The sequence below is a fragment of the Pseudomonas sp. Z1-14 genome (assembly GCF_051132005.1).
Taxonomy (GTDB): Bacteria; Pseudomonadota; Gammaproteobacteria; order Pseudomonadales; family Pseudomonadaceae; genus Aquipseudomonas.
Genome location: NZ_CP071646.1, coordinates 87,136 through 109,842 on the forward strand (window position 1 = coordinate 87,136; position 22,707 = coordinate 109,842).

General features: G+C 61.8%; 19 protein-coding genes. 12 read left to right on the forward strand and 7 right to left on the reverse strand.

Annotated elements, in window-relative coordinates:
• Positions 1–6 precede the first annotated feature (6 nt).
• Positions 7–1,500 carry an aldehyde dehydrogenase gene (locus tag J3P89_RS00405; RefSeq protein ID WP_434696428.1) on the forward strand — a complete coding sequence of 498 codons (1,494 nt, stop codon included), beginning with the start codon at positions 7–9 and terminating at the stop codon, positions 1,498–1,500.
• 209 nt (positions 1,501–1,709) lie between these two features.
• Positions 1,710–2,852 (forward strand): MFS transporter, encoded by a 1,143-nt coding sequence (locus J3P89_RS00410; protein ID WP_434696429.1) that lies wholly within the window; start codon positions 1,710–1,712, stop codon positions 2,850–2,852.
• A 136-nt stretch (positions 2,853–2,988) separates the two neighbouring features.
• Here J3P89_RS00410 and J3P89_RS00415 read toward each other — a convergent pair whose 3' ends face one another.
• Together J3P89_RS00415 and J3P89_RS00420 are read right to left on the reverse strand one after the other, a co-directional pair.
• Entirely contained in the window at positions 2,989–4,554 is a 1,566-nt protein-coding gene (locus tag J3P89_RS00415) for a phospholipase D family protein (protein ID WP_434696431.1), read from the reverse strand.
• Positions 4,555–4,616: 62 nt separating this feature from the next.
• Complete coding sequence (locus J3P89_RS00420; protein WP_434627115.1) at positions 4,617–6,050, reverse strand: PLP-dependent aminotransferase family protein; 1,434 nt, start codon at positions 6,048–6,050, stop codon at positions 4,617–4,619.
• Positions 6,051–6,228: 178 nt separating this feature from the next.
• Between J3P89_RS00420 and J3P89_RS00425 the strand changes: the two genes are divergently transcribed.
• Entirely contained in the window at positions 6,229–6,474 is a 246-nt protein-coding gene (locus tag J3P89_RS00425) for a DUF1127 domain-containing protein (protein WP_305497928.1), read from the forward strand.
• Positions 6,475–6,621: 147 nt separating this feature from the next.
• Here the strand turns inward: J3P89_RS00425 and J3P89_RS00430 are convergent, their stop codons facing one another.
• Positions 6,622–7,935, reverse strand: a complete 1,314-nt coding sequence (locus tag J3P89_RS00430) for an NAD(P)/FAD-dependent oxidoreductase (protein WP_434696432.1) — start codon at positions 7,933–7,935, stop codon at positions 6,622–6,624.
• 146 nt (positions 7,936–8,081) lie between these two features.
• Between J3P89_RS00430 and J3P89_RS00435 the strand changes: the two genes are divergently transcribed.
• Positions 8,082–8,435: a YkgJ family cysteine cluster protein gene (locus J3P89_RS00435; RefSeq protein WP_198796221.1), complete on the forward strand. Its 354-nt coding sequence runs from the start codon at positions 8,082–8,084 to the stop codon at positions 8,433–8,435.
• A 108-nt stretch (positions 8,436–8,543) separates the two neighbouring features.
• Here the strand turns inward: J3P89_RS00435 and J3P89_RS00440 are convergent, their stop codons facing one another.
• Positions 8,544–9,032, reverse strand: coding sequence for an Lrp/AsnC ligand binding domain-containing protein (locus tag J3P89_RS00440; RefSeq protein ID WP_003206849.1), 489 nt, complete (start codon positions 9,030–9,032; stop codon positions 8,544–8,546).
• A 155-nt stretch (positions 9,033–9,187) separates the two neighbouring features.
• Here J3P89_RS00440 and dadA point away from each other — a divergent pair, with 155 nt between their 5' ends.
• The 6 genes from dadA to J3P89_RS00470 all read left to right on the forward strand — a co-directional run bounded on the left by dadA (position 9,188) and on the right by J3P89_RS00470 (position 15,335).
• Positions 9,188–10,492, forward strand: coding sequence for a D-amino acid dehydrogenase (dadA, locus tag J3P89_RS00445; RefSeq protein WP_434696434.1), 1,305 nt, complete (start codon positions 9,188–9,190; stop codon positions 10,490–10,492).
• Positions 10,464–10,817, forward strand: a complete 354-nt coding sequence (locus J3P89_RS00450) for a RidA family protein (protein ID WP_434602243.1) — start codon at positions 10,464–10,466, stop codon at positions 10,815–10,817. The genes dadA and J3P89_RS00450 overlap by 29 nt, the downstream gene beginning before the upstream one ends.
• 97 nt (positions 10,818–10,914) lie before the next feature.
• Complete coding sequence (alr, locus tag J3P89_RS00455) at positions 10,915–11,988, forward strand: alanine racemase (protein WP_434696435.1); 1,074 nt, start codon at positions 10,915–10,917, stop codon at positions 11,986–11,988.
• 128 nt (positions 11,989–12,116) lie between these two features.
• Positions 12,117–12,665 carry a cupin domain-containing protein gene (locus tag J3P89_RS00460; RefSeq protein ID WP_030138196.1) on the forward strand — a complete coding sequence of 183 codons (549 nt, stop codon included), beginning with the start codon at positions 12,117–12,119 and terminating at the stop codon, positions 12,663–12,665.
• A gap of 183 nt (positions 12,666–12,848) precedes the next feature.
• Positions 12,849–13,262, forward strand: coding sequence for a c-type cytochrome (locus J3P89_RS00465; protein ID WP_434574329.1), 414 nt, complete (start codon positions 12,849–12,851; stop codon positions 13,260–13,262).
• A 138-nt stretch (positions 13,263–13,400) separates the two neighbouring features.
• Complete coding sequence (locus J3P89_RS00470; protein WP_434696436.1) at positions 13,401–15,335, forward strand: acetyl-CoA hydrolase/transferase C-terminal domain-containing protein; 1,935 nt, start codon at positions 13,401–13,403, stop codon at positions 15,333–15,335.
• Positions 15,336–15,443: 108 nt separating this feature from the next.
• Here J3P89_RS00470 and J3P89_RS00475 read toward each other — a convergent pair whose 3' ends face one another.
• Together J3P89_RS00475 and rep are read right to left on the reverse strand one after the other, a co-directional pair.
• Complete coding sequence (locus J3P89_RS00475) at positions 15,444–16,016, reverse strand: xanthine phosphoribosyltransferase (protein ID WP_003206836.1); 573 nt, start codon at positions 16,014–16,016, stop codon at positions 15,444–15,446.
• A 54-nt stretch (positions 16,017–16,070) separates the two neighbouring features.
• Positions 16,071–18,080 (reverse strand): DNA helicase Rep, encoded by a 2,010-nt coding sequence (gene rep / locus J3P89_RS00480; RefSeq protein ID WP_434696437.1) that lies wholly within the window; start codon positions 18,078–18,080, stop codon positions 16,071–16,073.
• A 274-nt stretch (positions 18,081–18,354) separates the two neighbouring features.
• Between rep and J3P89_RS00485 the strand changes: the two genes are divergently transcribed.
• Complete coding sequence (locus J3P89_RS00485; RefSeq protein WP_434654738.1) at positions 18,355–20,025, forward strand: putative bifunctional diguanylate cyclase/phosphodiesterase; 1,671 nt, start codon at positions 18,355–18,357, stop codon at positions 20,023–20,025.
• 129 nt (positions 20,026–20,154) lie between these two features.
• On the opposite strand, the gene J3P89_RS00490 is transcribed toward J3P89_RS00485, so the two are convergent.
• Complete coding sequence (locus tag J3P89_RS00490; RefSeq protein WP_434698074.1) at positions 20,155–21,549, reverse strand: NorM family multidrug efflux MATE transporter; 1,395 nt, start codon at positions 21,547–21,549, stop codon at positions 20,155–20,157.
• Between the two features lie 157 nt (positions 21,550–21,706).
• On the opposite strand from J3P89_RS00490, the gene J3P89_RS00495 reads away from it, so the two are divergent.
• Positions 21,707–22,627: a LysR substrate-binding domain-containing protein gene (locus J3P89_RS00495; RefSeq protein ID WP_434654744.1), complete on the forward strand. Its 921-nt coding sequence runs from the start codon at positions 21,707–21,709 to the stop codon at positions 22,625–22,627.
• Positions 22,628–22,707: the final 80 nt, after the last annotated feature.

The window sequence follows — 22,707 nt, forward strand, 5'->3', positions numbered from 1 at the left end:
ACTCGCATGACCACCCTGACTCGTGCCGACTGGGAACAGCGCGCCCGCGACCTGAAGATCGAAGGCCGCGCCTTCATCAATGGCGAATACACCGATGCAGTGTCCGGCGAGACCTTCGATTGCCTCAGCCCGGTCGACGGCCGCCTGTTGGGCAAGATCGCCAGTTGCGACGTGGCCGACGCCCAGCGCGCCGTCGAAAACGCCCGCGCGACTTTCAATTCTGGCGCCTGGTCGCGCCTGGCGCCGAGCAAGCGCAAAGCCACCATGATTCGTTTTGCCGGCTTGCTCAAGCAGCACGCCGAAGAGCTGGCCTTGCTGGAAACCCTGGACATGGGCAAGCCGATCAGCGACTCCCTGAATATTGACGTTCCAGGCGCGGCGCAGGCGCTGAGCTGGAGCGGTGAAGCCATCGACAAGCTCTACGATGAAGTGGCCGCCACCCCGCATGACCAATTGGGCCTGGTCACCCGGGAACCGGTCGGCGTGGTCGGTGCCATCGTTCCGTGGAACTTCCCGTTGATGATGGCCTGCTGGAAGCTCGGCCCGGCGTTGTCCACCGGCAACTCGGTAGTGCTCAAGCCTTCGGAAAAATCCCCGCTGACCGCCATTCGTATCGCCGCGCTGGCCATCGAGGCCGGCATCCCCAAAGGCGTGTTGAACGTGCTGCCAGGCTATGGCCACACGGTCGGCAAGGCCCTGGCCTTGCACATGGATGTCGATACGCTGGTGTTCACCGGTTCCACCAAGATCGCCAAGCAACTGATGATCTATTCCGGCGAGTCGAATATGAAGCGCGTCTGGCTGGAGGCGGGTGGCAAGAGCCCGAACATCGTATTTGCCGATGCTCCGGACCTGCAGGCCGCCGCCGAAGCTGCCGCCGGTGCCATCGCCTTCAACCAGGGCGAAGTCTGCACGGCGGGCTCGCGCCTGCTGGTGGAGCGTTCGATCAAGGACACGTTCCTGCCGCTGGTGATCGAGGCTCTCAAGGGCTGGAAACCTGGCAATCCACTGGATCCAGCGACCAATGTCGGTGCCCTGGTCGATACCCAGCAGATGAATACCGTGCTGTCCTACATCGAAGCCGGTCACAGCGACGGCGCCAAGCTGGTCGCGGGTGGCAAGCGGATTCTCCAGGAAACCGGCGGCACCTACGTCGAGCCGACGATTTTTGATGGCGTGAGCAACGCGATGAAAATCGCCCAGGAAGAAATCTTCGGGCCGGTGTTGTCGGTCATCGCCTTCGACAGTGCCGAAGAGGCTGTCCAGATTGCCAACGACACCCCGTACGGCTTGGCTGCGGCAGTGTGGACCAAGGACATCTCCAAGGCTCACCTGACCGCCAAGGCCTTGCGCGCCGGCAGCGTATGGGTCAACCAATATGACGGTGGCGACATGACCGCACCGTTCGGTGGCTTCAAGCAGTCGGGCAACGGCCGTGACAAGTCGCTGCATGCGTTCGACAAATACACCGAACTGAAGGCGACCTGGATCAAGCTCTGATCCTTCCTGTGGGAGCGAGCAAGTCTGCTCCTACATGAGACTGAGGCTGGCGGTCGACACACAACTCCTGTGGGAGCGAGCTTGCTCGCGATTAGCGGTATGACAGTCGACGAATTTGTTGAATGTTGCGCCGTCATCGCGAGCAAGCTCGCTCCCACAATGTTTTTGGGTGATGGCTCAAACCGATAACCCTTCCCAGGAGCGTGGAAATGCGTTGGGCGACCTATTTCGCCGTGTTGGCCTCTGTCCTGAGCGTCGGCCTTGCCCTCGGCGTAAGCATGCCCCTGGTGTCGCTGCGCCTGGAGGGCTGGGGTTATGGCTCGTTTGCCATTGGCGTCATGGCGGCGATGCCAGCCGTTGGCGTACTGGTCGGGGCCAAGGTTTCGAGCCGGCTGGCGGCGCATTTCGGTACGGCGGCGCTGATGCGCCTGTGCCTGTGGGGCGGGGCGGTGTCCATCGGGTTGTTGGCGCTGTTGCCCAGCTATCCGGTCTGGCTGCTCTTGCGGCTGTTGATCGGAGTCGTCCTGACATTGGTGTTCATTCTCGGCGAGAGCTGGATCAACCAGCTGGTCATCGAGCAATGGCGCGGGCGGTTGGTGGCGCTGTACGGGGCCAGCTATGCCTTGAGCCAATTGTCCGGCCCGCTGCTGCTCGGTGCGCTGGGGACCGATCATGACTACGGGTTCTGGGTGGGTGTCGGGCTGCTATTGACCGCCCCGTTGTTGTTGCTTGGCCGCAGCGGTGCGCCTGCCAGTGAGGCGGGCAGCGTTACCTTCGGCGATTTGTGGGAATTTTGTCGAGGCCTGCCGGCAATCGGTTGGGCGGTGTCGTTGTTCGCCGCATTCGAGGCGATGATCCTGACGCTGCTCCCGGTCTATTGCCTGCGCCAGGGCTTCAGTGCCGATATTGCGCTGGCGATGGTCAGCACGGTGGTGGTCGGCGACGCCCTGTTGCAGCTGCCCATTGGCGCCCTGGCCGATCGCCTGTCGCGGCGGTCGCTGTTCACCGGCTGCGCGGTGGCACTGATGTTGTCCAGCCTCGCGGTGCCGCTGCTGATCGATACCTTGTTGATCTGGCCGCTGTGGGTGCTGTTTGGCGCCAGCGCGGGTGGGCTGTTTACCTTGTCGCTGATCCTGATCGGCGAGCGCTACCGCGATGATGCGCTGGTGCGGGCCAACGCCCATGTTGCGCAGCTGTGGGGGATCGGTTGCCTGGTCGGGCCGCTGGTGGCGGGGGCGGGCAGCCAGTGGGTCAGCGGCCATGCGCTGCCGTTGTTCATGGCGGCGGGGGCGTTCGGCCTGGTCATTCTGTTGTTGCGCCAAGGGGCGTTCGGCGCGACACAAACCGCTTGAACACAACCAGATACCCGGTGGCGAGGGAGCTTGCTCCCGCTGGACTGCGAAGCAGGCCCGGCATTCCAGCGGTCGCTGCGCAACCGAGCGGGAGCAAGCTCCCTCGCCACAAAAGCGGCTCCAGAGTGTCCAGATTCTAAAGCATCCGCTCCAACCCGATCGTCGTGGCGAACCAGGCATTGAAGCGGCGCCACCAGCTGCCCGGTTCGCGATCCAGGTCGTGCAGCTTGCCGTTGTCTTCGGTGGTCCAGACCAGTCTTTCATCCTCCAGGCGGGCCTGATAACTCAGGGTCGGGGCCATGCCCTGCAAAGCCAGCTCCCGAACCTGGCCGGCGAGTTCTGGGCTGTCTACCAGTACGCCGACCTCGGTGTTCCAAAGCACTGAGCGAGGATCGAAATTGAACGAGCCGATGAATGACTTCTGTTGATCGAAGATGATTGCCTTGCTGTGCAGGCTGGAGTCCGATTCGCCATAAGACTTGCTGTAGAACAGATGCGGGCTGCCGCCGCTGTCGCCGGGTTGGCGGCGCAACTCGAACAGTCGTACGCCATGCTGCAGCAAGGCCTTGCGATACGGCGCGTAGCCGCCGTGCACCGCCGGCACATCGGTGGCTTCCAGCGAATTGGTCAAGAGGCTCACGGAGACACCGGCATCGGCACGGCTGGTCAGGTACACCAGCCCTGGCTGTCCGGGCACGAAGTAGGCGGAGATCATGATCAGTTCCTTGCTGACGCCGGTCAGCTCCGGCCCCAGTTGTGTCGTCAGCAGCAATCGAGGGTCTGGCTCATCCTTGGCCAGTACCTTGCTAGGCGCATCCCACAGCGCCTGGTTCCAGGCCCAGATCAACTGTCCGCGCCAGATGTCCAGGCGCGGCTGGGTCTTGTAGGCGGTCAGTTGCTGGTAGAGCGTCTGGTTTTCCTTGTGCGTCTGCTCAAGCGAAGCTTGCAGGCGCAAGCGGCTGTTCTCCAGGTCCTTGGGGGTCGGTCGATGGGAAAGGAATTGTTCGATCGGTTTGCTCAGCGCGCTGTTCCAGTATTGGTCGAAGCTGTGTCCCAATTGCTCGGCCACCGGGCCGACGCTGAGCAGGTCGATGTCGGTGAAGTTCAGGTTGGGTTCGGCATCGAAATATTCGTCGCCGAGATTGCGGCCGCCGACGATGGCCATGCTGTTGTCCGCCAGCCAGAGCTTGTTGTGCATCCGACGATGCTGCTGCGACAGATTGAACAGGCGCCCCAGGCTGCGGGTCACGCCGGTGGCGCGGCCAAGATGCAACGGGTTGAACAGGCGAATCTGGATGTTCGGGTGCGCGGCCAGGGTCGCGATGACTTGCTCCTGGCCGTCGCTGGTGGTGTCGTCAAGCAGGATCCGCACGCGCACCCCACGGTCCGCTGCCTTCAGCAGTTCGTCGACCAGCATGCGCGTGCTGATGCCGTCATGAACGATGTAGTACTGCAAATCCAGGCTGCTTTGAGCGTTGCGAATCAGCTCGGCCCGGGCGGTGAAGGCTTCGGTACTGTCGGACAGCAGGCGAAAGCCTGAGCGGCCCTCGTGCGGGGCGGCCTGTTGCGCCACCGAGCGGCCGAACGCTGAGTCGGAGGCCGGCAACGCCTGGGAGGGTTCGCGGGTGACATCAAGACTGGCGCAGCCGCTCAACAGCGAGGCGACTAGCATTAGCGCGTGCAGGATCGGTCTGGATCTCACGTAGGCTCGTTCCGATTGTTAGCGTGGGTCGGCTGTTGGGTGCTGCTTCCCTGCCTACACGGTCAGACGGTGTCTCGCTGGGTTTCGTTCAACAACGCTATAGCCACGGCACCAACCTTGCGCACTGCATCCTCGATCTGTGCCGTTGGCTTGGCAGCGTAGTTCATGCGCAGGCAATTGCGATATTTGCCCGAGGCCGAAAAGATACTGCCAACGGCGATCTGCACGCCTTGGTCGTGCAGCATCCGGTTGAGCTTCAATGTGTCGAAGCCCTCGGGTAATTCGACCCACAGCATGAAGCTGCCGCGGGGACGGCTGGCGCGGGTACCTACCGGGAAATAACGGCTGACCCAATCAATCATCACGTCACGATTGCGCTGGTATTGGCTGCGCATCCGCCGCAAATGCGGCTCGAAATGTCCGCCTTTGAGAAACTCCGCGATGGCTATCTGGGGTTGCGGCGCGGTCGAGCCGGTGCTGATGTATTTCATGTGCAGCACTCGTTCCAGATAGCGCCCCGGCGCTACCCAGCCGACCCGAAGGCCAGGGGCAAGGGTCTTGGAAAAAGAACTGCAGAGCAGGACGCGACCGTCGTCGTCGAAGGACTTGATGGTGCGGGGACGCGGATAGGTGTAGGCCAGTTCCCCATACACATCGTCTTCGATAATCGCCACATCGAAGCGCTGCGCCAGGGTCAGCAAAGCGCGCTTGTTGGCCTCCGGCATGATGTAGCCCAGCGGGTTGTTGCAGCTGGGGGTCAACTGTATGGCCTTGATCGGCCATTGCTCCAGTGCCAGTTCCAGCGCTTCCAGGCTGATGCCGGTGAGTGGATCGGTGGGTATTTCCAAAGCCTTCATGCCCAGGCCCTTCAGCGTCTGCATGGCACCGTGGAAGCTGGGGGAGTCCACCGCAACGATGTCGCCCTGCTCGCAGGTGGCGCGGATGCTGACCGATAACGCCTCGTGGCAACCGGTGGTGACGATCAGGTCGCTGGCGCCGAGCTGGCAGCCCGAGTCCAGGGACAGCCGGGCGATCTGCTCACGCAGTTCGAGGTTGCCGTAGATATTGTCGTAGTACAGGCCGGGCATGTCTTGGCGTCGGCTGATCTGCGCCAGGCTGCGCAGCAACGGTTTCATGGTCGGTGAATGGATATCCGGCATGCCGCGGCCCAACTGTACGACATCCTTGCGCGGCACCGCGCGTATCAGCTCCAGCACCTGGTCCCATTGGGAGATGTCCACCGGGCGCTGGGCCGGGCGTCCAACCGCTGGCAGGTCCGGCAGCTCGCGGCTGACCGGGACGAAATAGCCGGACTTGGGTTTCGGCATCGCCAGTCCGCTGTCTTCCAGGACGCGATAGGCCTGCTGCACAGTACTCAGGCTGACCCCGTGTTCGGTGCTCAAGGCACGCACCGACGGCAGCCGGTCGCCGGGACGGTAGAAGCCCTGTTCGATGCGGGTGCCGAGCAATTCGGCGAGGTTCACGTAAAGAGTCATGGTGCATCCCCGATGAGATGAAAACGCCAACCGATACAGATGAGCCGCAAAACTACAATTCAGTGCGCAAAACGCTCATTCTGTATGGCTATAAAAGGTATTGGTTGAATCTGTATTGAATCTGGCCGCCCGCGCATCATGAAAGCTCTGGCTACCCAAGTAAACAGGAGCGATCAAAATGAACGGCTTGAGCGATGTACGGCTGACGTTACACAGTCAGGAACTGGCGGCGGGGCAGGAAAAGGGGCTGCGTGATGCCATGCTGCGCAATGCCCCGTCCGGCTTGAGCCGCTGGGGCCTGTTCTGGCATCGTCTGCATACACGCAAGGCCTTGTTGGAGCTGACAACCGAACAGTTGCGCGATATCGGCCTGAGCCGGGAGCAGGCCCGGGCGGAAGGGTTGAAGCCGTTCTGGCGGCTTTGAAGCGATATCACATAAACCTGTGGCGAGGGAGCTTGCTCCCGCTCGGTTGCGTAGCGACCGCAGGATCTCAGGGCCGCTACGCAACCCAGCGGGAGCAAGCTCCCTCGCCACGGTTAAACAGGCTCTTCAATCGAGGCCGCTCTTCAACTAAACCAGCTCCTTCAACCGGTGCCACAGCATACCCAGCGCCAACAGCGGCGAGCGCAAATGCTTGCCGCCCGGGAATGTCATGTGCGGTACCTTGGCAAACAGGTCGAACCCACCGCCCTGCTGGCCGCTGATAGCCTCGGCCAACAACTTGCCGGCCAGGTGCGTGGCATTCACCCCATGACCGGAATAGGCCTGGGCGTAGTACACGTTGGGCTGATCCTTGAGTCGGCCGATCTGCGGCAGGCGGTTGGCGCCGATGCCGATCATCCCGCCCCATTGATAATCGATCTTCACGTCTGCCAGTTGCGGGAAGACCTTGAGCATTTTCGGCCGCATGTACGCGCCGATGTCTTGCGGGTCTCGGCCGGAATAGTGACAAGCCCCGCCAAACAACAAACGTCGATCCGCCGAAAGCCGGTAGTAATCCAGCGCCACCCGCTGGTCACAGACCGCCATGTTCTGTGGCAACAGCGCGTTTGCCTGCGCTTCGCTCAGCGGTTCGGTGGCAATGATATAGCTGCCAGCGGGCAGCACTTTGCCGCTCAGCTCCTGGTTCAGGCCGTTGAGGTAGGCATTGCAGCCCAGCACCAGTGTCGTGGCGCGGACCGAGCCTTGTTGGGTGTGTACTTTTACCTGTGGCCCGTAGTCGATGCGTATCACCGCCGATCGTTCGAACAGCCGGACCCCCAGTTGCTGCGCTGCGGCCGCCTCTCCCAATGCCAGGTTGAGCGGATGCAGGTGGCCCGAGCCCATGTCGACCAGGCCACCAACATAGCGATCCGAGCCCACCACGCTGTGCATTTCATCGGCTTGCAGCAGTCGCGTCTCGTAGCGATAGCCCAGGCTGCGGAGTTCTTCGGCATCCTCGGCGAAACCCTGAAGATCGGCGGGTTTGTTGGCGAGGTCGCAGTAGCCCCAGGTGAGGTCGCAAGGAATCTGAAAACGATCGACCCGCTGGCGGACGATTTCCACCGCTTCGAGCCCCATCAATTTCATCTGACGCACGCCGTCGGTGCCCACGATTGGCGCAAACTGATCGAGACCATGGCCCACGCCGCGAATCAGTTGGCCGCCGTTCCGCCCGCTGGCGCCCCAACCGATCTTATGAGCCTCAAGCAGCACCACACTCAGGCCGCGCTCGGCCAGCTCGATGGCTGTGTTCAGCCCGGAGAACCCGCCGCCCACCACGCAGACATCCGCCACCAACTCGCCTTGCAGCACCGGATGGTCCGGCTGCGGCAGGCTGCTGGCGGCGTAGTAGGAGGCGGCGTGCGCGTGGCTCGGGACAGGTTGCTGAACACGGGCGTTCATGTGCGTAATCCTGATTGTTGTGTTTGAGAAATTTTACGGAGCATAAGCCGGGCTTTCCCCAGTCGGCAACACTGGTCGGCGGACGCTGTCTGGCATGGGGCTTTTAAGGCAGAATCCTCAGCTGTCCCGATTCGGTAATGGCCTCGATGAGCTGCAACAGTCAAAAAATCCGCACGCTACGTCAGCAGATTCCTACGTTCGAGTGCGTACCGGGCTGTCATGACTGCTGTGGTCCGGTGACCACCTCGCCCGAAGAAATGGCTCGTTTGCCACGCAAGAGCCGCGCCGAACAGGACGCGGCCCTGGAGGCGCTCGATTGCGTGCACCTGGGGCCGAACGGTTGCACGGTCTACGATGAAAGGCCGCTGATCTGCCGGTTATTCGGCACCACCGCGACCTTGCCATGCCCTAATGGGCGGCGGCCGGTTGAGCTGATTCATCCGCGGGTCGAGAAGCAGATTCATGAATACATGGCCAGCACTCGGCAAGTGTTGGTCTAGCGGTCTGGGATACCGAGTCGCGGCTTTCGCGAACAGGCTCGCTCCCACAAGCTCGCCACCTACCTGCGTGGGAGCGAGCCTGCTCGCGAAAGCGTTCTGGAGCCGGGCTCAATCCGGAATCGGCAGGTTCAGGCTCTCCTTCACTTCCTCCATCACGATGTAGCTCTTGGACTCACGAACGTGGGGCAGCTTGAGCAGGATGTCGCCCAGCAGCTTGCGGTACGAGGCCATCTCGGAAATTCGCGCCTTCACCAGATAGTCGAAATCCCCCGACACCAGGTGGCATTCCAGTACGTGAGGCAACTTCAGCACGGCACGTCGGAACTCTTCGAACGTGTCGCCGGATTTATAGTCGAGGCTGATTTCGACGAACACCAGCAGGCTGCCCTTCAAGTGCTGCGGATTGAGCCGGGCGTTGTAGCCCATGATGATCCCCTCGCGCTCCAGCCGTCGCACCCGCTCGGTGCAAGGCGTGGTGGAAAGCCCGACCTTTTCCCCCAGCTCGGTGAAAGAAATTCGCCCGTCGGCCTGGAGGATGCGCAGGATGTTGCGGTCGATCTTGTCCAGCTCGCGTTTGGTCTGGGTATTGGTACGCACAGGTGATGCGCCTCCGTGAAAAGGGTTTTTGCCGAGAATTCTCGCCAAATATAGGCATTTATATAGTGAAAAGCACTGGCTGATCTTTTTTACACTGCGCGCATCTAAGCTTTGTATAACAAACGTCAGCGGTTATCCGCGATGAGGGTTTCAACATGCGCGTCTTGGTCTTGGGTAGCGGCGTCATCGGTACCGTCAGTGCTTACTATCTGGCACGTGCCGGGTTTGAAGTGGTGGTGGTCGACCGTCAGCCGGCGCCAGCCATGGAAACCAGCTTCGCCAACGCTGGCCAGGTATCGCCGGGCTACGCCTCGCCGTGGGCTGCGCCGGGTGTGCCACTCAAGGCCATCAAGTGGCTGCTGCAGCGTCACGCGCCGCTGGCAATCAAGGCCACCGCCGACATCGACCAGTACCTGTGGATGGCGCAGATGCTGCGCAACTGCACCGCCAGCCGCTATGCGATCAACAAGGAGCGCATGGTCCGCCTGTCCGAGTACAGCCGTGACTGCCTCGACGAATTGCGCGCCGAAACCGGCATCGCCTACGAAGGTCGCAGCCTGGGGACTACCCAATTGTTCCGCACCCAGGCCCAGCTCGATGGTGCGGCCAAGGACATCGCCGTGCTCAAGGAGTCGGGCGTGCCGTTTGAAGTGCTCGATCGCGAAGGCATCGCCCGGGTCGAACCGGCCCTGGCCAATGTCACCGACATTCTGGCCGGTGCCTTGCGCCTGCCTAATGACCAGACCGGCGATTGCCAGATGTTTACCACGCGCCTCGCGGAAATGGCCGTGAAGCTCGGCGTGCAATTTCGCTTCGACCAGAACATCGAGCGCCTGGATTTTGCCGGGGATCGCATCAATGGTGTCTGGATCGACGGCAAGCTGGAAACCGCCGACCGTTATGTCCTGGCCCTGGGCAGCTATTCGGCGCAATTGCTCAAGCCGCTGGGTATCCGCGCGCCGGTGTATCCACTCAAGGGCTATTCCCTGACCGTGCCGATCACCAATGCGGCGATGGCGCCGACCTCGACCATCCTCGACGAAACCTACAAGGTCGCGATCACCCGGTTCGACAACCGGATTCGCGTCGGCGGCATGGCGGAAATCGCCGGTTTTGACCTCTCGCTCAACCCGCGTCGGCGTGAAACCCTGGAGATGATCGTCAACGACCTTTATCCTCAGGGCGGCGACCTGGCCCAGGCCAGTTTCTGGACCGGCCTGCGCCCGACCACCCCGGACGGCACGCCGATCGTTGGCGCCACGCCGTTCAAGAATCTGTTCCTCAATACCGGCCACGGCACCCTCGGGTGGACCATGGCCTGTGGTTCCGGTCGCCTTCTGGCGGACCTGATGGCGAAGAAAAAGCCGCAGATCAGCGCCGAAGGCCTCGATATTTCCCGTTATGGCAGCAAACCTCAGGAGTCCGCTAAACATGGCAATCCAGCGCCAGCTCACCAATGACCGCATGAGTCAGGTCGTTGTGCACAACGGCACCGTTTACCTGGCCGGGCAGGTCGGCGACGACATGAGCGCCGGCATCGAGCAGCAGACCCGCGAGACCTTGGCCAATATCGAGCGTCTGCTGGACCTGGCCGGGACCGACAAGAGCCGCCTGCTGTCGGTGACGATCTACCTGAAGGACATCGACGCCCATTTTCAAGGCATGAATGCGGTGTGGGACAAATGGCTGCCCAAGGGTGTCGCCCCGGCCCGCGCGACTGTCGAGGCCAAGTTGTGCGAACCGCAGATCCTGGTCGAGCTGTCCGTGGTGGCCGCGCTGCCCTGACAACTGTCAAAAAGCTCCCTCTCCCGGCGCCGTTGATGGCTGATGCCGTCAGCCTGCGCCGGTTTTTTTACCCATGACCGCCTAGAAGCCTGCCGCCATGCGTCCTGCCCGTGCCCTGATCGATCTCCAAGCCCTGCGTCACAACTATCAACTGGCCCGTGAAGTTACTGGGGCCAAGGCCCTTGCAGTAATCAAGGCCGACGCCTACGGGCATGGCGCGGTGCGCTGCGCCGAGGCTTTGCAGGAGACGGCGGATGGGTTCGCCGTGGCCTGCATTGAAGAGGCCCTGGAACTGCGGGCCGGTGGTATACGTGGGCCGATCCTGTTGCTGGAAGGGTTCTTCGAGGCCGATGAGCTGGCATTGATCGTCGAGCACGACTTCTGGTGTGTCGTGCATGCGTTGTGGCAGCTCGAAGCGATAGAGCGCGCGACGCTGGGCAAGCCGATCACGGTCTGGCTCAAGCTCGACTCGGGCATGCATCGGGTCGGTTTGCATCCGGCCGACTACCAGTCGGCTTACCGTCGCCTGCTGGCCAGTGGCAAGGTGGCAAAAATCGTCTTGATGAGCCACTTCGCCCGCGCCGACGAATTGCACGACCCCAGCAGTCTGCAACAATTGGCGGTGTTCGATCAGGCCCGCCAAGGCCTGATGGCCGAGGTCAGTTTGCGCAACTCGCCGGCGGTGCTGGGTTGGCCGCAGATACCGAGCGATTGGGTGCGGCCGGGCATCATGTTGTACGGCGCGACACCGTTCGACGAGGCCAATGCCGTGGCTTCGCGCCTGCAACCGGTGATGACGTTGGAGTCGAAGATCATCAGCGTGCGCGAGCTTCCCGCCGGCGAACCGGTGGGCTACGGCGCTCGTTTCGTTACCGCCCAGCCGACCCGGGTCGGCGTGGTCGCCATGGGCTATGCCGACGGTTACCCGCGCCAGGCGCCCAACGGTACGCCAGTGCTGGTGGATGGTCAGCGCAGCCAGCTGGTCGGGCGGGTCTCGATGGACATGCTGTGTGTCGACCTGAGCCATATTCCCCAGGCCGGCCTCGGCTCGACCGTCGAACTCTGGGGCAAGAACATTCTCGCCAGCGATGTGGCGCAGGCCGCCGACATGATTCCTTACCAGATCTTCTGCAACCTGCGACGTGTCCCGCGGCTCTATTCCGGGACGTGAGACCAGGCGCCGCCTACCGGAAGTCGCTTCACCGCACAGGATTCGGGTCAAAGTGTTGTAAATACTGAACGCTGTCGCCATGATAACGCTCACTTTCCACACAACCTGATTCCCTGGAGGCTCCAGCATTGGACGTCGGTGAACGACTGCAATCCATTCGTAAACTCAAAGGCCTTTCCCAGCGTGAACTCGCCAAGCGCGCGGGCGTCACCAACAGCACTATTTCGATGATCGAGAAAAATAGCGTGAGCCCCTCGATCAGCTCGCTGCGCAAGGTCCTTGGCGGGATTCCCATGTCCATGGTCGAGTTTTTTTCCGAGGAGATCCTCCAGGAGAAACCGACCCAGATCGTCTATAAAGCCAACGAACTGATCGACATCTCCGACGGCGCCGTGACCATGAAACTGGTGGGCCGGGCGCATCCGAGTCGGGCGATCGCCTTCCTGAACGAAATCTATCCGCCTGGCGCCGACACCGGTGACGAAATGCTCACCCACGAGGGCGAGGAAACCGGGATCCTGGTGGAAGGGCGACTGGAACTGGTGGTGGGCGCAGAAACCTTCGTGCTCGAGGCCGGCGACAGCTACTATTTTGAAAGTACCAAGCCACATCGTTTCCGCAATCCGTTCGACGTGCCGGCGCGACTGATCAGCGCAGCCACTCCGGCGAATTTCTAGACCAAGAGGCGCCAGGCCCGCACGCCACAGGCGCCCGCATGTTGGGCTGTCATGACAAACAAGACCCTTGTGACTTTGGGGTTGTTTCAGAGTGACAGGCTTACCGCTATACTTGCGCCCGCCTGCAAACCGTGGCCGCAGGCGTGACTAGCCACCATTGAGGGTGTACGCGTGAACCTAATTATGAAAATGCTGGCTGCACCAGCAACCGTATTGGCCCTATGGGCTGCGAGCGCTCAAGCGGCGCCGAACGACGAAATCGCCAAGCGCCTTGAACCCGTTGGCCAGGTTTGCGTTCAGGGCAAGGAATGCAAAGGCATGGAAGTGGCCACTGCAGCCGGCGGCGCAGGCGGTGCCAAGGCACCCAAAGACGTCATTGCCAAGCATTGCAACGCCTGCCACGGCACCGGCTTGCTGGGCGCTCCGAAAATCGGTGACAAGGCGGCCTGGAAAGAGCGTGCCGATCACCAGGGCGGCCTCGACGGCATCCTGGCCAAGGCTATTACTGGCGTAAACGCCATGCCGCCCAAAGGCACTTGCGCCGACTGCTCCGATGATGAGCTCAAGGGCGCCATCAAAGAGATGTCCGGCCTGTAATTCGCCAGCATCTTTCACGAAAAAGCCGCTTTCGAGCGGCTTTTTTGCGCCTGGAGTTTTTTTCCAGGGCTGTTCATCGCAACCAAGACCCGGCAAGCTCGGTCCAACCCACATTCAAGGAATGTCCCGGAGGATCGGATGGTGCAGTTGTGTTCAATCGAACAGGCAGTGGATGACGTGCTCGAGCGCTTGCCCGCGCATATCCACCTGGGCATGCCATTGGGGCTTGGCAAGCCCAACCTGTTCGCCAACGCGCTGTACCGGCGCATCGCCCAACTGCCCGAGCGGCAGCTGACTATCTACACGGCGTTGAGCCTGGGTCGACCGAGCCTGGGCGACGGTTTGCAGAAGCGTTTCCTCGAGCCCTTCGTCGAACGGGTCTTCGGCGATTATCCCGAACTCGATTACCTTGCCGATCTGCAGCGCGACAGCCTGCCGGCAAACATCCGCGTGCAGCAGTTCTTCATGCAGCCCGGCAGCCTGCTGCACAGTGCAGCGGCGCAGCAGGACTACGTCAGCAGCAACTACAGCCACGCGGCGCGGGACATCAACGCGGCCGGCCTGAACCTGATTGCGCAATTGGTGGCGAGCGACCCGGAACATCCGGATCGCCTGAGCCTGAGCTGCAACCCGGACATCACCCTGGACCTGTTGCCGATGATTGCCAGGCGACGCGAGGCGGGGGAGACCATCCTCATGGTCGGGCAGGTCCACAGCGAATTGCCCTACATGCCCGGTGATGCGGAAATCGGCATTGACGCGTTCGACCTGCTGATCGACGAGAAGGACAGCCACACGCTGTTCTCCACGCCGAACATGCCGGTGGGGTTCCAGGACCACTTGATCGGCCTGCATGCCAGTACCCTGGTGCGTGACGGCGGTACATTGCAGATCGGCATCGGCTCCATGGGCGATGCGTTGACGGCGGCGCTGTTGGCGCGCCAGGCCGATAACGCCGGTTACCAGGCGTTGCTGGCGGACCTGAATCTCAGCCAGTGGGCGCAGTTGATCGAGCGTGAAGGCGGGACCGAGCCGTTTGCCAAAGGGCTGTACGGTTGCAGCGAAATGTTCGTCAACGGTTTGCTGGTGCTTGCGGAGGCCGGGATTATCCGGCGCAAGGTCTATCCCGATGAGCCGACCCAGGAGCAGGCGAACGCCGGAACGCTCGACGAGGCGGCGCAACCCGACGGCATTTGCATCCATGGCGGGTTCTTCCTCGGCCCGGGCAGCTTCTACGAGCGCCTGCGCGAATTGCCGCAGAGCCGGCGCTTCGAATTCAACATGACGCGCATCAGCTACATCAACGAGCTGTACGGCCAGGAACAACTCAAGCGCCTGCAGCGGCTTGATGCGCGGTTCATCAACACGGTGTTCACCATGACGTTGCTCGGCGCCGGGGTGGCTGACCAGTTGGAAGACGGGCGGGTGCTCAGCGGTGTGGGTGGGCAATACAACTTTGTTGCCCAGGGGCATGCGCTGGAAGGGGCGCGCTCGATCCTGCTGCTGCGCAGTTGGCGCGAGTCAGGCGGCGTGGTCAGCTCCAATATCGTCTGGGAATACGGGCATTGCACGATTCCCCGGCACCTGCGGGACATCGTCGTGACCGAGTACGGCATTGCCGACCTGCGCGGCAAGACCGACGCGGCGGTGATCGAGGCATTGCTCAACATCAGCGATTCACGCTTCCAGCCGGGGCTGATCGAGCAGGCCCAGAGCGCCGGCAAATTGCCGAAGGACTTCCGTCTCGACCCACGTTTCGCCGACAACACGTCGGAGCGTTTGCAGGCGATTCAGGCGCGGCATCCCAATCTGTTCCCGGAGTATCCGTTGGGCTGCGATTTCGATGGGCTGGAGCGGGATCTGCTGCGAGCGCTGAACTGGCTCAAGAGCAAGTTCAAGCTCACCGAGATCCTGGAGTTGGGGAAGGCCGCGCTGGATGCACCGGAGCCCTGGGAGTTTGCCGGGCATCTGGACCGGATGCAGCTGACGAGCCCGGAGGGGCTGAAGGAAGAGTTGGCCCAGCGGTTGTTGCTGGCGGGGCTGAAGGCGACTGTGCAACAAACAGCAACCTGACCCCCTGTGGGAGCGAGCTTGCTCGCGATGGCGGTGTATCTGCTAAATAAAATGTGTCTGACAGACCGATATCGCGAGCAAGCTCGCTCCCACAGGGGGTATGGGAGATCAGTCGATGAAGGTCACAACCCCGCCCGCCAGCGACTTCACCCGCGCCAACGACTCGACGCGGTAGCCCTGGGCATCCAGCTCAGCGCGGCCACCCTGGAAGGATTTCTCGATCACGATGCCCAGCCCGGCGACGGTAGCGCCGGCCTGCTTGATGATGGAAATCAGCGCCTGGGAGGCTTTGCCGTTGGCCAGGAAGTCATCGATGATCAACACGCGGTCGCTGCTGGTCAGGTGGCGCGGGCTGATGGCGACGGTGCTTTCGGTCTTCTTGGTGAACGAATACACGGTGGCGGACAACAAGTTCTCCGTCAGGGTCAGCGACTGCTGTTTGCGCGCGAAGATCACCGGCACGCCAAGGTTCAGCCCGGTCATGATCGCCGGGGCGATGCCCGAGGCCTCGATGGTGACGATCTTGGTGATGCCCGAATCCTTGAACAGCGCGGCGAATTCGTCGCCGATCAGCTTCATCAACTGCGGGTCGATCTGGTGGTTGAGGAACGCATCAACCTTCAGGACCTGATCGGAAAGCACGATGCCTTGTTCACGAATTTTCTGGTGCAGGGCTTCCATGAAGCCTCCTCTGATGACGCGTCGGCGCCTGAAGTCAGTGAAAAATAATCGATTCTAGCGCTTCAACATCGCGCGTATATCCGCCAGGGCGCTGTTGCCGCGAACGGCTTTGACTTCCGTCGGCGTGTCGTCATTGCCCTCCCAGGCCAAGTCGTCCGGCGGCAGTTCATCGAGAAAACGGCTCGGGGCGCAGTCGATCACTTCGCCGTACTGCTTGCGCTTGGCGGCGAAGGTGAAGGCCAGCGTCTGGCGCGCCCGGGTAATCCCGACGTAGGCCAGGCGCCGTTCTTCTTCAATGGTGTCGGCTTCGATGCTGGAGCGGTGCGGGAGGATTTCCTCTTCCATGCCCATGATGAACACGTAGGGAAATTCCAGGCCCTTGGAGGCGTGCAGCGTCATCATCTGCACGCCTTCGGCGCCTTCTTCCTCTTCCTGCTGCCGCTCGAGCATATCCCGCAAAACGAGCTTGCCGATGGCGTCCTCGACGGTCATGTCGCCGTCTTCGTCCTTTTCCAAGGTGTTTTTCAGCGCTTCGATCAGGAACCAGACATTGCCCATGCGGTAGTCGGCGGCCTTGTCGCTGGAACTGTTGGTGCGCAGCCAGTTTTCATAGTCGATGTCCATGACCATGCTGCGTAGCGCCGCGATCGGGTCTTCGCCGGCACACTGCTCGCGGACCTTGTCCATGAAGCGTTTGAAGCGCGCCAGGCGATCGGTGAAGCGGCTGTCCAGGTGCTCGCCCAAGCCGATTTCATCGGTGGCGGCGTACATCGAGATCTTGCGCTCGGTGGCGTAGTTGCCGAGTTTTTCCAGGGTGGTCGAACCGATTTCCCGGCGTGGCACGTTGATCACCCGCAAGAAGGCGTTATCGTCGTCCGGGTTCACGATCAGGCGGAAGTAGGCCATCAGGTCCTTCACTTCCTGGCGTCCGAAGAAGCTGTTGCCCCCCGACAGACGATAGGGGATCTGGTGATGCTGCAACTTCAGCTCGATCAGCTTGGCCTGGTAGTTGCCGCGATAGAGGATCGCAAAATCGCTGTAGGGCCGGTCGGTGCGCAGGTGCAGGCTGAGGATTTCCATGGCCACGCGCTCGGCTTCGGCGTCTTCGTTGCGGCAACGGATCACACGGATCTCGTCGCCGTGACCCATTTCGCTCCACAGCTGCTTTTCGAATTCGTGGGGGTTGTTGGAGATCAGCACGTTGGCGCAGCGCAGGATGCGGCTGGTGGAGCGATAGTTCTGCTCCAGCATCACCACCTTGAGCGATGGGTAGTCTTCCTTGAGCAACATCAGGTTTTCCGGCCGCGCGCCGCGCCAGGCGTAGATCGACTGGTCATCGTCGCCGACCACGGTGAACTGGTTGCGTTTGCCGATCAGCAGTTTCACCAGCAGATACTGGCTGGCGTTGGTGTCCTGGTATTCGTCCACCAACAGGTAACGGACTTTGTTCTGCCATTTCTCAAGGATGTCGGCGTGGTCCTGGAACAGCTTGACCGGCAGCAGGATCAGGTCGTCGAAGTCCACCGCGTTGAAGGCCTTGAGGGTGCGCTGGTAGTGGGCGTAGACGACGGCGGCGGTCTGTTCCTTGGGGTTGCGGGCGTTCTCCAGGGCTTCGGGCGGCAGGATCAGGTCGTTTTTCCAGGCGCCGATCATGTTCTTGATCTCGTCGACGCCGTCGTCGCCCGAGTATTCCTTCTGCATGATGTCGGTCATCAAGGCCTTGACGTCGGTCTCGTCGAAAATCGAGAAGCCCGGCTTGTAGCCCAGTCGCGCGTGTTCCTTGCGAATGATGTTCAGGCCCAGGTTGTGGAACGTACAGACCGTCAGGCCACGGCCTTCGCCGGCGCGCAACAGACCGCCGACCCGTTCCTTCATTTCCCGCGCGGCCTTGTTGGTGAAAGTCATCGCGACGATGTACTGGGCGCGGATGCCGCAATTCTGGATCAGGTGCGCGATCTTGCGGGTGATCACGCTGGTCTTGCCGGAGCCTGCACCGGCGAGCACCAAAAGAGGGCCGCCGACATAGTTCACGGCTTCTTGCTGCCGGGGATTGAGTCGGGACATGACAGGGTTCAGGGAGTCGTTTGCGAAATGGGCCGGCATTTTAACAGGCTCTGAGATTTGTGCTGCTCTGTCCGACTTGTGACGCTGCACATCATCTTCAATTGCCGCTTTTGTTACTTTCCCTCAGGATGCGGACGGGATTTGGGTCTAACGTTCGTTTTTAAGGTGAAAAACCGTCAAAACCGAGTGTTTGAGAACCATTGGCATTGGTGATTGCCCGTCGGCGAGTCATAATGCCCCGCGCCTACCACCTTGCAGAGTCTAGGGAGTCAGCTTGTCTACGCCTGTCGAACCCTTGCGTTTGCTCTTATTGGCCGAAACGCCTGAGTGGTCAGCGATATTGCGCGAGTGCCTGGCGCCCATGGGCCCCTCGGTCGTGTTGATCAGCGCCCCGAGCTGGGAGTCGGTCAGCAGCCTGTTCGAAGACAACCGCAATGCGGTCCTGTTGACTGTCGCTGCTTTGCAACCAGCGCCCGGTCGTTGCCGCCTGCCAACGGTGCTGTTGCTTGAGCACGAGCCGGCGACTCCCCCGGACGGCGTCAGCGACTGGCTGGTGCGTGACGTACTCGATGAGGCGACGCTGCGTCGTTGCCTTCGTCATGTGCGCGAGCGCGGGGTGTTGGAAAACACTCTGCAACGGCTCGCCGAGCAGGACCCGTTGACCGGCATCGCCAACCGCCAAGGCTTCCAGACCCTGCTGGCGGCACGCCTGGCTGAAAACGAAGGCCGTGGCCTGGCGCTCGGCCATCTGGATCTGGATAACTTTCGTCACGCCAACGACGCGCTCGGTCATCAGGCCGGCGACCGTCTGATCCTGCAGGTGGTCTCGCGGCTCAAGGGCGCGCTGGAAGTCGGTGATCAACTGGCGCGGCTGGGCAGCGACGAATTCGCCCTGCTGATCGATACCCGCCGCGCGCCCCAGCGGGCCGAGTGGATGGCCGAGCGCATCACCGAAGCCATGGCCGAACCCTACTGGGTCGATGGCGAAAGCCTGCTGATCGGCTGCAGCCTGGGGATCGCCCATGCTCGCGCCCAGGCCGGTGCCGACCCGCTGATGTGGCACGCGCATATCGCCATGCAGCAGGCCAAGAGCACGCAAGGCTGCACTTTTCATATCTTCAATGAGCGCATCAATCGCAACGCCCGCAGTCTCGCCGACCTGGAAAGCGAACTGCGCCGGGCGCTGCGTCGCGACGAACTGGAATTGCATTACCAGCCGCGGCTGAACCTTGCCGATGGCACCATCGTCGGCCTCGAAGCCCTGGTGCGCTGGCGTCACGGCGAGCGCGGGCTGTTGCCGCCGAGCGAATTCGTGCCACTGGCCGAGCAGAGCGGCCTGATCGTACCGTTGGGCTACTGGGTAATTTCCCGGGCGCTACGGGACATGCAGGCCTTGCGCGAGCGCGGGCTCGCGCCGCTGCATATGGCGATCAACCTGTCGTTCCGGCAATTCCAGGACAGTCAGCTGCTGCCGACCTTGAGTCGGTTGATCAGCGAACGGGGTGTCGAGGCCCAGTGGCTGGAGTTCGAACTCACCGAAACCGCCGTCATGCGTCGCAGCGAAATGGTCAAGCAGACCATGGATGCCTTGGGCCGCCTGGGTGTGCGGTTCTCCCTGGACGATTTCGGCACCGGATTTTCCTCGTTCGTGCACCTCAACAGCCTGCCCATCGCCCTGCTCAAGATCGACAAGAGTTTCGTTGGCGGCATGGAGCAGCGTGAAGAGAACCGCAAGCTGGTGCACGCGATGATCAACCTGGCCCATAACCTCAATCTTGAAGTCGTGGCCGAAGGCGTCGAGACCCGTGAACAGATGGATCTGCTGCGGGGTTTCGGTTGCGATCAGGTGCAGGGCTTCCTGATCAGCAAGCCGCTGCCGTTGGTGGAGTTGGTTGAATACCTGACGTTTGAGGGTGGCCAGGCGACGCAGGAAATCGTGAGCTGACACAAGGTTCCTATAGGAGGCGGGCTTTTATGGGAGCGGGCTTGCTCGCGAATGCGGTGTATTAGCCATACATTCTTCGACTGACACACTGCTTTCGCGAGCAAGCCCGCTCCCACAAAGGGATGGATTTCACTTGGCCTGGATGGCCTCGAAGCTTTGCTGCCCCGGCTCACGACGAATCATCCGCTTCATCTTCCACTCGAATGCCCACGTCAGGCTCACCGCCGCGCACGCCAGCCCCAGGGCCAGGCCCCACCAGACACCAGTCGGCCCCCAGTTCAAATGAAAGGCCATCCACCACGCAGCGGGCGCGCCAATCAGCCAGTAGCAACCCAGGCCTACCAGGAAGGTGGTCTTGGCGTCCTTCAGGCCACGGATACAGCCCATGGCAATGGTTTGCGTACCGTCGAACAGCTCGAACCACGCCGCCACGGCCAGCAGGCTCACAGCCAGGTCGATCACCGGGCGGAACGCCGGGTCATTGTGATCCAGGAACAAACCGATCAGTTGATTGGGCAGCAGCCAGAACACCATGGCGAAGGCCAGCATCGCCGCTGCGCCAAAGCTGATCCCGACCCGTCCGGCCAGGCGCGCCATGAGTAATTGCCCGGCGCCGTAATGCTGGCCGATGCGCATGGTGATCGCGTACGACATGCCCGCCGGAACCATGAATGCCACCGAGACGATTTGCAGAGCGATCTGGTGCGCAGCCAACGGCGTGCTGCCCATGGTGCCCATGCACAGCGCGGCGAATGCGAACAGCCCGACTTCCACGGCGTAGGTACCACCAATCGGCAGGCCCAGGCGCCACAGTTCCTTGAGGTATTGGCGATTGGGCCGCGACAGGCCTTCAAGCAGTGGATAGGCGCGGTAGGCCGGGTGCCGGTGGATGTGCCAGGCGAGCACCAGGGCCATGCAGTTGGCAACAATCGCCGTCACCAGGCCGATCCCCATCAGGCCGAGTTTCGGCAAGCCGAACATGCCGGTGATGAGCGCGTAGTTGAGCAGGAAGTTGGCCACCGTGCCGCCGAGGCTGATCACCATGACCGGAGTGGCCCGGCCGATCGCGCTGGTAAATCCACGCAGGGCCATGAAACTCAGGTAGCCGGGCAGGGCGAACGGCAGCACCAGCAGGAACTGGCCGGCGGCGAGGACGTTGGTTTCAGTCTGGCCGAACAACAGCAGCACCGGCTTGAGGTTCCACAACAGCAACCCGGCCACCAGCGCCATCAACCAGGCCAGCCATAACCCGGCCTGGGTCAGCCGGGTGGCGCCTTCAATATCGCCAGCGCCCTGGCGGATCGCAACCAGCGTACCGACGGCAGCGATCACGCCGATGCAGAAAATCGACACAAACGAGTAACTCGCCGCCCCCAGACCGCCACCGGCCAAGGCTTCAGGGCTCAGGCGCGCCATCATCAGGGTGTCGGTCAGCACCATCAGCATGTGCGCCAACTGCGAAGCAATCAACGGCCCCGCCAGCCGCAGGATGGCCCAGAGTTCGATACGCACCGGATGCCGCATGATCATCACGCTCCATGTTCAAACAAGGCAGTAAGACGTCGATTCTCGGCGCTTGCGGTGGTTTGCACAAAAGGATAAATCCGATTGCTGGCATGATTAAAACTCATGCTGGGCGAATCTTCTGATAGGGTTCGGAAAAGCCACAGGAGTCTTTCCGATGTCTCGTCGCCTCCCTCCTCTTTATGCGTTGCGGGCATTCGAAGCGGCGGCGCGATACAGCTCGTTTACCCGGGCCGCTGAAGAACTGTCGATTACCCAGAGCGCGGTCAGCCGGCACATTCGGACGCTTGAGGAACACTTCGCCTGTCGGCTGTTTCAGCGCAGCGGCCGCAACCTGCAACTGACCGAGGCGGCACGCCTGCTGCTGCCGGGCGTGCGGGAGGGTTTCATGGCGCTGGAGCGTGCTTGCCATACCTTGCACGGCGAGGACGGAATTTTGCGCATGAAGGCTCCGTCGACCCTGACCATGCGTTGGTTGCTGGCGCGCCTGAGCCGCTTTCGGCATCTGCAACCCGGCAACGAAGTGCAATTGACCAGCGCCTGGATGGACGTCGACTCGGTGGACTTCAACACCGAGCCGTTCGACTGCGCGGTTCTGCTGGGCAACGGGCACTTTCCGGCGGACTGGGAGGCCAGTCTGCTGTTCCCCGAGGAGCTGATTCCAGTCGGCGCACCGACTCTGCTCAACGACCAACCCTGGGACGTGGCGCGGCTGGCCAGCGCGGAGCTGCTGCACCCCACGCCGGATCGCCGGGACTGGCGCAACTGGTTGCAGCGAATGGGACTGGCGGACAAGGTCTCGCTCAAGGGCGGCCAGGTATTCGATACGCTGGAACTGGGCATGATCGCTGCCGCGCGGGGCTATGGTGTGTCCATGGGCGATCTGTTGATGGTCGCCGAGGACGTTGCCCAGGGACGCTTGAGTCTGCCGTGGCCTACGGCTGTTGCCAGCGGCGAGCACTATTACCTCGTCTGGCCGAAGACCCGGCCTGGAGGTGAACGTTTGCGCAGGCTCAGCGATTTTCTCCAAGGCGAGGTCAGCGCCATGCAGCTACCCGAGGTGAAGCGACTGGCCTGAAAGGTTGAAGGTGCGGTAGTGGCTACTTGGTATTATTCCTTCCAGGGCGCTCAAGTATTCGGTTTTGCTGCCGAATCCGT